Below are 7,989 nucleotides of genomic sequence, written 5' to 3'. Positions count from 1 at the left end.
TTCAGAATAATAGTATCAGTATGTCCAAGTTTGAGAGATTATTTGCAAGTGGCCTGAAGTTTTTGCACCAGAACCCTAAATAGTCTGTTCATTTAGAAAAGTTGATATGAAAGTTAGACTATTACATCATATCCTAATTATCTGAAAATTAATTTTATCATTCGACAAATGTTGCGCCAGAATTGATTAACCTCTCTCTTGATACAGAGTACTCTCGATAAAGTTTATCCACGAATGTTGCTGCACTAGTGACCTCTTTAATAACTCCAATTCCTTGACCACATCCCCAGATATCCTTCCATGGTTTGGCTTCCCCTGTAAAATTCATCTTAGATGGAGCACTTTCAGAAAGGGAGTCTGGATTTATACCCGCAGCACGGATTGATGGTTCAAGATAATTACCATATACACCAGTAAAGAAATTAGTGTAAACAATGTCATCCGACGTCCCATTAACGATTGCTTGCTTATACACATCAGATGCATAAGCTTCGTGAGTTGCAATGAAAGGCGAACCAATATAAGCAAGATCCGCTCCCATGGCCTGTGCGGCTAGTATCCCACTTCCACTAGCGATGGATCCAGCCAAAGCAAGAGGACCATCAAACCACTGTCGAATTTCTTGAATCAATGCAAATGGGTTCTTCACACCAGCATGACCGCCTGCACCAGTAGCAACAGCTATCAAACCATCTGCACCTTTTTCAATTGCTTTGTGTGCAAAAGTGTTATTGATTACATCATGTAAAATCAAGCCTCCGTAACTATGTACTGTAACATTTACATCCTCGCGTGCTCCGAGGGATGTAATAATGATGGGAACTTTGTACTTGGCGCATATTTCCATATCTTGTTCTAACCGATCATTAGACTTATGCACAATCTGATTAATTGCGAACGGTGCGGCTGGGCGATCTGGGTAACGTGCATTATGAGAGGCAAGCTCTTCCGTAATTTCCGATAACCATTCGTCGAGCAATGAAGTGGTCCTAGCATTTAAAGCGGGCATGGAACCAACGATTCCTGCCTTACATTGCGAGATCACTAGTTTTGGATTACTAATAAGGAAAAGCGGTGCGCCGACTACAGGAATGCGCAACCCTTTAAGTATTGGTGGGATTTTTGACATATATTTTCTATTCCTCCATTCCAACGGTCAAATTTTTACCGCTATCTATTGTACCTATCCTGTGCAAAAATTTAACTGGTAGCACAAACTCATGTAGATCTTTTTATCCAAACAACTTACAGTACAAATAGGGAATTATAGTAAACTTCACAAAGTTAATCCTCTTCACACTTATATTTCCATTATAGTGCTAATATACTTAGCAATTCTAGGTTTGTAATTATTTCTCAAGTTTCATTTCCATACAGGTTCTGTTGCAAAGCTGGTTAAATCTGGTTATGTTTGCAACAGAACCATTTTTGTTATATTTCGAATGTGTGTACCTTTCAGATGGATACATACATTCTGATTGTTGAATTCCAACCTAGAACGTGTACCTTTACAAACAAAAGAAGCACCCAGATGGCCGCTCCTTTTGTTCGTAAATTTCAAATAACTTAGAATCATTATAATTATGTTGAAAATATAAAATACTTGTACATTTAATTCTTTTCCATTATCTAGGTCTATTTTGATAGCGATGGTAAACTGTCTTCATATGTGATGTCGGCCGCACGTTTATTACGATAATTAGATGAGATATCTAAAATCTCAACATCTACCATTATATATTCTTTATCTTTTTCAATGACTGGTGATATATTTGTAACCTTATACGTTCTATTTCTTGGTAAAAGTAATTCCATTTCTCCAGGAAAATTACTTAAAGGGTCTACATATATAGCGGGAACACCTGTAGGAACATGAATTTTCATTAAAATAGGATTCTTACTAAATCCTTCTGCAGCATCTTTCACAATGCTAGTACTCATATATGCTGGATCTTTTTTATATTTTCCTTGAAACATATTTTTAAAGAATTCAAATTTCTTCATATCTATATTTGAATTACTGCTAACTAAAGAATCGCCTTTTTTTCTATCACTTTTCACTAAGTCCCCCTTTGACAACCCAAATGCACTTTCACTTACTCGACGATAGACTATCATATCATCATGTAGTCTCACCCTAGAAAAAGCACGATCTATCTGTTTAATACTCTTCTCTATTTTTTCTTTATCTAGAACATCATAATAATCAGAACGAAGATAGCTATTAATGCTGCCAGAATCCACCCCAGTATATCCTCTTATTGCATCTTTTTCTACTTGTGGAGTAAGTTTATTCCACAAGTTAAATAGTTCATTTCCCCAAGCTATTGCTTCTGGTTTGCATTTTGAATGAAAGTCCAATGGATTGGTAGAGTGACACTGTTGATTAGAAGTGACTGTCTCTGCAGAAGTGTTAATAGGTATTGTTAAGAATGACACCATACCTATACATACACTACATATATTCAACATTCGTTTGTTTTTCAACATCATTTTTCCCCTCCTTTTTTAGCTGCTATATCCCTTTCCCTCATACAGTACTAGGAATTACTGCATATTACTGTGTTTTACTCTGGGTAGTTTCGAAAGATAATTGAAAACCTATCTATAAAGAAAATACAAAAAATATAATAGTTGCTTAATAGTTAGTGCCAAATAGCTCATCTCATTTGATGTTAAGAAACTCTGCAACAGACGCTTATTCTTCAACTTGTTGTGCGGCTTCAGGGTTACCCGATCCTTTTGTACGCACAGTGTGAAATATATTTAATTTTTGCGTTTGTTTTTTAATCACATCTATTCGCGTTTCCAATTGATTTCCTCCTGAAGTAATCCTATTATAATTATTAATTAATTCTTGCAATTTTTCCGAAGGTTTTATAGAAACATCCATCGTTGCTTGATAAACCCCTGCCCAAAAATAAGAATAACCATAATTATATACCGCTTGTGGCATAGTAAATTCACGTCTAATAGAATCCTGTTTCAATAAAGTGGTTCCTAACGTTTGTGTTGTTTGCCACATTCCATTACCACCAACTTGAAATGCATGTTTATATCCAATTTCAAAGTCTAGTCCTAAGGTTTGTCCAACTGTAAAAGCTTCTTCTTGCGAAACACCTACTGTATTATCAAGATTAAATGAGTATGCAGAAGTTTTATTCAGCCTTTGTGCATCTATCCGTGTATAATAGTAATCTGTTACTGATTTAGTTCCTTGGACTACAGCTAAATCTTTTGGGAAAGCCCATTTCCCTAGCAGTTCTCCCGACCTGATATCGGTTGTATTCTTGAGATAATACGTATTATTTACCTTAGGTAGCGGTTTTAAATTTTTATCTACAAATATTGCATCTTCAAATATCGTTCCAGGTCCACCAGTTGGTCCCCAAGACCCTGCAGAAAAATCCTTCGTCGCTATGACATCGACATATACATACTTATCCATATCGGATTCTATGGTAGTCTTTTCTCCGGTCTCAGGTAATGAAACATTGCCATTCTCGGGTGAAGAGATATCTTTATAATAATCTAAATTTTTCTTTACACGTTTTGTAGTAGACTTAGGATAATCTTTTTCCTGCGATAGGATACTAGTTACATATTGTATCGGTTCTTCTGCACTAGCAATACTAGGACTCATGATATATGAAGTGCTTACCATACAAAAAATAGGTAGCTTTATTTTTTTAAATAACATAACATCGCTCTTCCTTATAATTATTTTTTCATATTATGATATTGGTTGCCAGTTTGAACCTGGTTTCAAGACATCTGATATAACTGTTTTAAGAAAATATTCTTTTTGTGCAACATCATAGCCTTCAGCAACAGCAATACCAGTTGTAGCTAGATAATGTATAGTACTATTATTTATAGAATCTTTATATTTATTTCCGTGTTCTATTGTGTTTAGAATATCATCATCGGATATCCCTCTTTCGAACGCCCTCTGCATAGCATGACCATTAGGTTCTTTGTATTTTTTTCCAAATCGTTGTTTTAATTTGTTTTTTAAACTTTTTGTTCTATTATTATGGTGATATTTACCTATTACGGTTGTGCCAGATCTTTTCTCACGATCAATAATTTGATCATTTTTAACGTCCATCTGAAACGATTGTGATGGAGAAAATCGGTAATCTAATCCCCCATTTTCTTCAATTTGATATTCACTTGCGTGTACATTTATATCACTTACAGCCATTGTACCGCTTACTAATATCCCTGCACATAAAATAGGTTTGATCAATTTCTTCATTTGTATTTCAGCTCCTAAAATAGATAATATTTATAATAATATATAATATTATTACGATATGATACATCGTTGGGGATTTACTTATACAAGGCCTACTTATCGTTTTAAAAAAGCAACTCCTCTGAAACAACAGAAGTTCTTGCGGGAGCTTAACTGGATAAAAAGACTTATTACATAAATGCTTTTAATAATTGTACTACTAATGGAGCAACTCCCCCAATAAATGTTAAGACTGCGATTGCAATTGACATCCCAATTCCTCCCCTTTGAAATTTTCGTTTCTTAATTATATTTATTTTATCATACACAATGATGAAACATTTATCATATGTAATTTTGCATATCTCAACTTTATATATTTTGAACTACGCGATACCAGATAGAAAAAAGAGTCACCATCCCAAACATTAGGGAACGAAGACCGCAAATGTGTTGCATGATTATAGTGAATATATTAACAAAAACCAATACTTGTATATAACACACGAGTGACTCATTCCAAGAATCTTCAAAATAATCATGGTCTATACAATTCTTTTCAAAGAAAATCATTCTTTCCTATAGAATCTATACACCATACCATGTTTAGAGGAGTGATTTTCATTGACAGAAACCGTAAAAATTGAAGAATTAAACAAGTTCTTGCCATTGACTTCTTTAGAAGCGCTGCCTGCTGAAGATCAAAAAATGCGCCTACAATACTGGAAAGAGCACTTTTCAAGCAAAGAAATCTTAGAAGGATTAGGAACCTATAAAAATAAACTCTATGATTTGTATAAAAAGCATGAAATTACGACCCAAGGGAACATGCAGGCAAAACGAAAAGAAAAGACTACTCCCAAAGAAGATACATCTAGCAATCTACAATATACTCATTCCACCGAACCAGCTCAAACGCAAACACTTCCACTAACCATCCCGATGCAAGATGTACCCGTGATTTTAGAACCTGAACCTACAACGCTTCCATTAGAACCTATAGAACAGATAGAGCCCTCTATCCCAGAATCCTTTCATATCCACTATGCAGGACGCAAATCGAAACAGAAGGTCATTAATCAGTTACAAGCCCTTGCTACTTTGTTAGAGGAAGAATCACACGAACAATATCAATTCTCTATTCAAATTGATACGCCCTCCGTGAAATAAAAACCGAAATAAGTTGCGAACATATACACTCTTTTAACCTGTTGTATAAAGTACAGTTTGTATGAGAAAACTGTTAATCATCCATGATATGTATTCCATTTTGAGTATCCATTATTAGTTACTCTTTTTTATTACTTACTGTTCTCTTACAACACTTTGCTTGCATAATATATCGTTCTATATTAGGACACGGAATATTTTTGTATCGTTTCTAGGACAACCGACACAATACTTTGCATATGCTGATGCAATGCCGTTACTTGTACCAACAATTTTTCTCTTTTATATGTTTTCATATCCCGCATCATTCCTACAGAAAGTTTTTTTATTTCTTAATATGCTTCTGAGCTTTCAAATGCTACTGTCTCTGTATATGCTATCTTAGGAAATGGATTTCGCTGTTCCTGTTTCTTGCTCTCCCATTGCTGAAATACATATTGAATCCATAGCTTGATTTCTTCTTGCATAAGTATGATTTTCTGTATTTGCTCTGCTTTTCTATTTCCCCTCATTACAGCCACTCCATTCTATTTCCACATCAAAAAATCTCTCAAATTAATTTTTTAACTGTTTTATTTTGCGATTTCCTTTGTATCTAAAACATATAGCTGATTCACCAAAGAATCATATTCTCTTCGTGTGATTTGCTTTCTATACAACTGAATTAATAACTCCTTATGTGTTTTTGAAAATGCCATTTTGTCAATCCATTTTGGATACATACAATGCCTCTCTCCCTGTCTGTTTGAACATGCTGTCACATTGTATGATTGTATCTTGCTATTCAGATTCTATCAATACATAAACAACGAGCTCTTACACATTTAAGCAGCGTAATTTCAACATTTTTTATAGATGAGGAAAAATAATGATTCGAAAATTTAAAATGGTATCATTGATTTGTATATTATGTTTCTTGAGCATTCCGAATAACGGAGAAGCTCGGGTGTTATCACGAAGATATCTAGAACCCACCGGCATTGTCACATGGGATGTTTCAACAAATAAAAAAGTTATCGCAATTACGTTTGATGATGGACCTCATGCAATATATACACAACAAATTTTAGAAGTATTAGACAAATATAATGCAAAAGCAACGTTTTTTATGCTTGGATTTCGAATACAGCGATATCCTCAATTAGTACAAGCTGTTTTAAGTAGAGGACATGAAATTGGAAATCATACAATGAAACACGTTTATGCAAACGATGCTACTTCTCAACAAATTCAAGCAGATATTTTAGAAGGACAAAAGTATATCGAGAAATATAAAAAAAATTCATTACTTTTTCGGCCACCAGGTGGTTATGTCAATGATGCGGTGTTTACAATAGCAAAACAAAAAAGGTATCAAATCGTACTTTGGTCTTGGCATCAAGACCCTCACGATTGGTCAAAGCCTGGAGTAAACGCAATTGCTAATCATGTAATAAAGAATGCTAGAGGTGGAGATATTGTACTCTTACATGATGGTGGAGGGAATAGACAACAAACTGTTGAAGCTTTAAAAATTATCCTTCCAGCACTACAAAAACAAGGGTACCAATTTGTAAAAGTTTCCGATCTTCTCCAATATAAATATTGAAGAGCTAAATTCGTTTAATACATATTTTCATTAAAATATGGGAAGGCGCTTCTATTAGAAATAATGGTTCTGGTGCAAAAATTCCAAAATGCTTGAAAAGGGTTTATCCAACTTGGCCATACGGGTACTAATAATTTGGGACTACTTTATCCATTGTACCCGAAGAAGTGTTAGATATTCACAAATATGATGTACAACAGTTAGGGATAGATGGGATTATCAGTACCATTCCATTAGACGAAAGGGAGCTTCCTATTGTTCAAATATCAGTGGTTCCAACTCGAAGAGAGTTAGGTGATATTCAAGCATTCTTACACGAAAAGTGAGGCCACATTTGTGAGAACGATATCACAAATGTATACAAATTACACTTGTTAAAAGAACTTTTCGTACATATCGATGCTCTCCCTTTTCGATATAATGAATATCTCTACAATAAATATTATTTTTCACACCACCTATTTGATAGAGACCAAAAGAAACGGACAATATAAGCATGAGGCATATATTGTCTTTTTCGTGTGGATTCAATCATGTGGAAAAGTCGGTTTCGGGTATTTCTATCAAAAAACAACATGTAAATAAAACATAGAAAGGAGCGAGTAATGAAACGAATTTTATATCTATGTATCGCAACCAGTATATTTGCTACAGCCGGTTGTTCTTTTGATACAAGTAAACCGTATACGTCCCATTCTAAACAACAAACAGAAAATGCATCAAGCAAAGAAGCACGTCAAACATACTTACAGCAACAACTGCAAGAGGCCAATGCTTTTATCCAAGAGCCTACGATACGTGCAAATAAATATAAAAAAATGATGGAATCACCTTTTAATTTTTATAGAGGAACAACACCTTTGTATTATAGTGACTTACGAACAGGAGTCATTCCGATACCAGCGGGATGGAAACAACACACACCCATTCAAACTTGGTTAGAAGGAGACGCGCATGCCCAAAACGTAGCTATTTTTGATGATCGTGAGGG

10 protein-coding genes are annotated in these 7,989 nt (G+C 34.7%); 4 read left to right on the top strand and 6 right to left on the bottom strand.

Annotated features, from left to right (window positions below):
• Positions 1-157 precede the first annotated feature (157 nt).
• From JDS99_RS29175 to JDS99_RS29160, 4 genes are all read right to left on the bottom strand, one after another.
• Entirely contained in the window at positions 158-1,129 is a 972-nt protein-coding gene (locus JDS99_RS29175; protein ID WP_199696267.1) for an NAD(P)H-dependent flavin oxidoreductase, read from the bottom strand.
• 506 nt (positions 1,130-1,635) lie between these two features.
• Positions 1,636-2,493 carry an ADP-ribosyltransferase gene (locus JDS99_RS29170; protein ID WP_242475792.1) on the bottom strand — a complete coding sequence of 286 codons (858 nt, stop codon included), beginning with the start codon at positions 2,491-2,493 and terminating at the stop codon, positions 1,636-1,638.
• Positions 2,494-2,698: 205 nt separating this feature from the next.
• The gene (locus JDS99_RS29165) at positions 2,699-3,700 is read right to left on the bottom strand and encodes a hypothetical protein (RefSeq protein WP_199696266.1); all 1,002 of its coding nucleotides are present in this window, start codon (positions 3,698-3,700) and stop codon (positions 2,699-2,701) included.
• Positions 3,701-3,733: 33 nt separating this feature from the next.
• Positions 3,734-4,261, bottom strand: a complete 528-nt coding sequence (locus JDS99_RS29160) for a DUF4258 domain-containing protein (protein ID WP_199696265.1) — start codon at positions 4,259-4,261, stop codon at positions 3,734-3,736.
• Positions 4,262-4,319: 58 nt separating this feature from the next.
• Between JDS99_RS29160 and JDS99_RS29155 the strand changes: the two genes are divergently transcribed.
• Positions 4,320-4,439 carry a winged helix-turn-helix domain-containing protein gene (locus JDS99_RS29155; RefSeq protein ID WP_242475791.1) on the top strand — a complete coding sequence of 40 codons (120 nt, stop codon included), beginning with the start codon at positions 4,320-4,322 and terminating at the stop codon, positions 4,437-4,439.
• Between the two features lie 425 nt (positions 4,440-4,864).
• On the top strand, positions 4,865-5,410 hold the full coding sequence (locus JDS99_RS29150; protein ID WP_199696264.1) for a hypothetical protein: 546 nt from the start codon (positions 4,865-4,867) through the stop codon (positions 5,408-5,410).
• Between the two features lie 332 nt (positions 5,411-5,742).
• Here JDS99_RS29150 and JDS99_RS32165 read toward each other — a convergent pair whose 3' ends face one another.
• Together JDS99_RS32165 and JDS99_RS29140 are read right to left on the bottom strand one after the other, a co-directional pair.
• Complete coding sequence (locus JDS99_RS32165; RefSeq protein WP_242475790.1) at positions 5,743-5,922, bottom strand: hypothetical protein; 180 nt, start codon at positions 5,920-5,922, stop codon at positions 5,743-5,745.
• A 60-nt stretch (positions 5,923-5,982) separates the two neighbouring features.
• Positions 5,983-6,132 carry a hypothetical protein gene (locus JDS99_RS29140; protein ID WP_199696263.1) on the bottom strand — a complete coding sequence of 50 codons (150 nt, stop codon included), beginning with the start codon at positions 6,130-6,132 and terminating at the stop codon, positions 5,983-5,985.
• 146 nt (positions 6,133-6,278) lie between these two features.
• Here JDS99_RS29140 and JDS99_RS29135 point away from each other — a divergent pair, with 146 nt between their 5' ends.
• Positions 6,279-6,998 carry a polysaccharide deacetylase family protein gene (locus JDS99_RS29135; protein WP_199696262.1) on the top strand — a complete coding sequence of 240 codons (720 nt, stop codon included), beginning with the start codon at positions 6,279-6,281 and terminating at the stop codon, positions 6,996-6,998.
• A 605-nt stretch (positions 6,999-7,603) separates the two neighbouring features.
• On the top strand, positions 7,604-7,989 hold a 386-nt coding region (locus JDS99_RS29130), incomplete at its 3' end, for a DUF2252 family protein (protein WP_199696261.1).

Origin of the sequence: Bacillus cereus group sp. N6 (assembly GCF_016483705.1) — a bacterium.
GTDB lineage: Bacteria > Bacillota > Bacilli > Bacillales > Bacillaceae_G > Bacillus_A > Bacillus_A wiedmannii.
The sequence above is the reverse complement of the archived record's forward strand: the minus strand, read 5'-3'. Positions and strand labels throughout refer to the sequence as shown.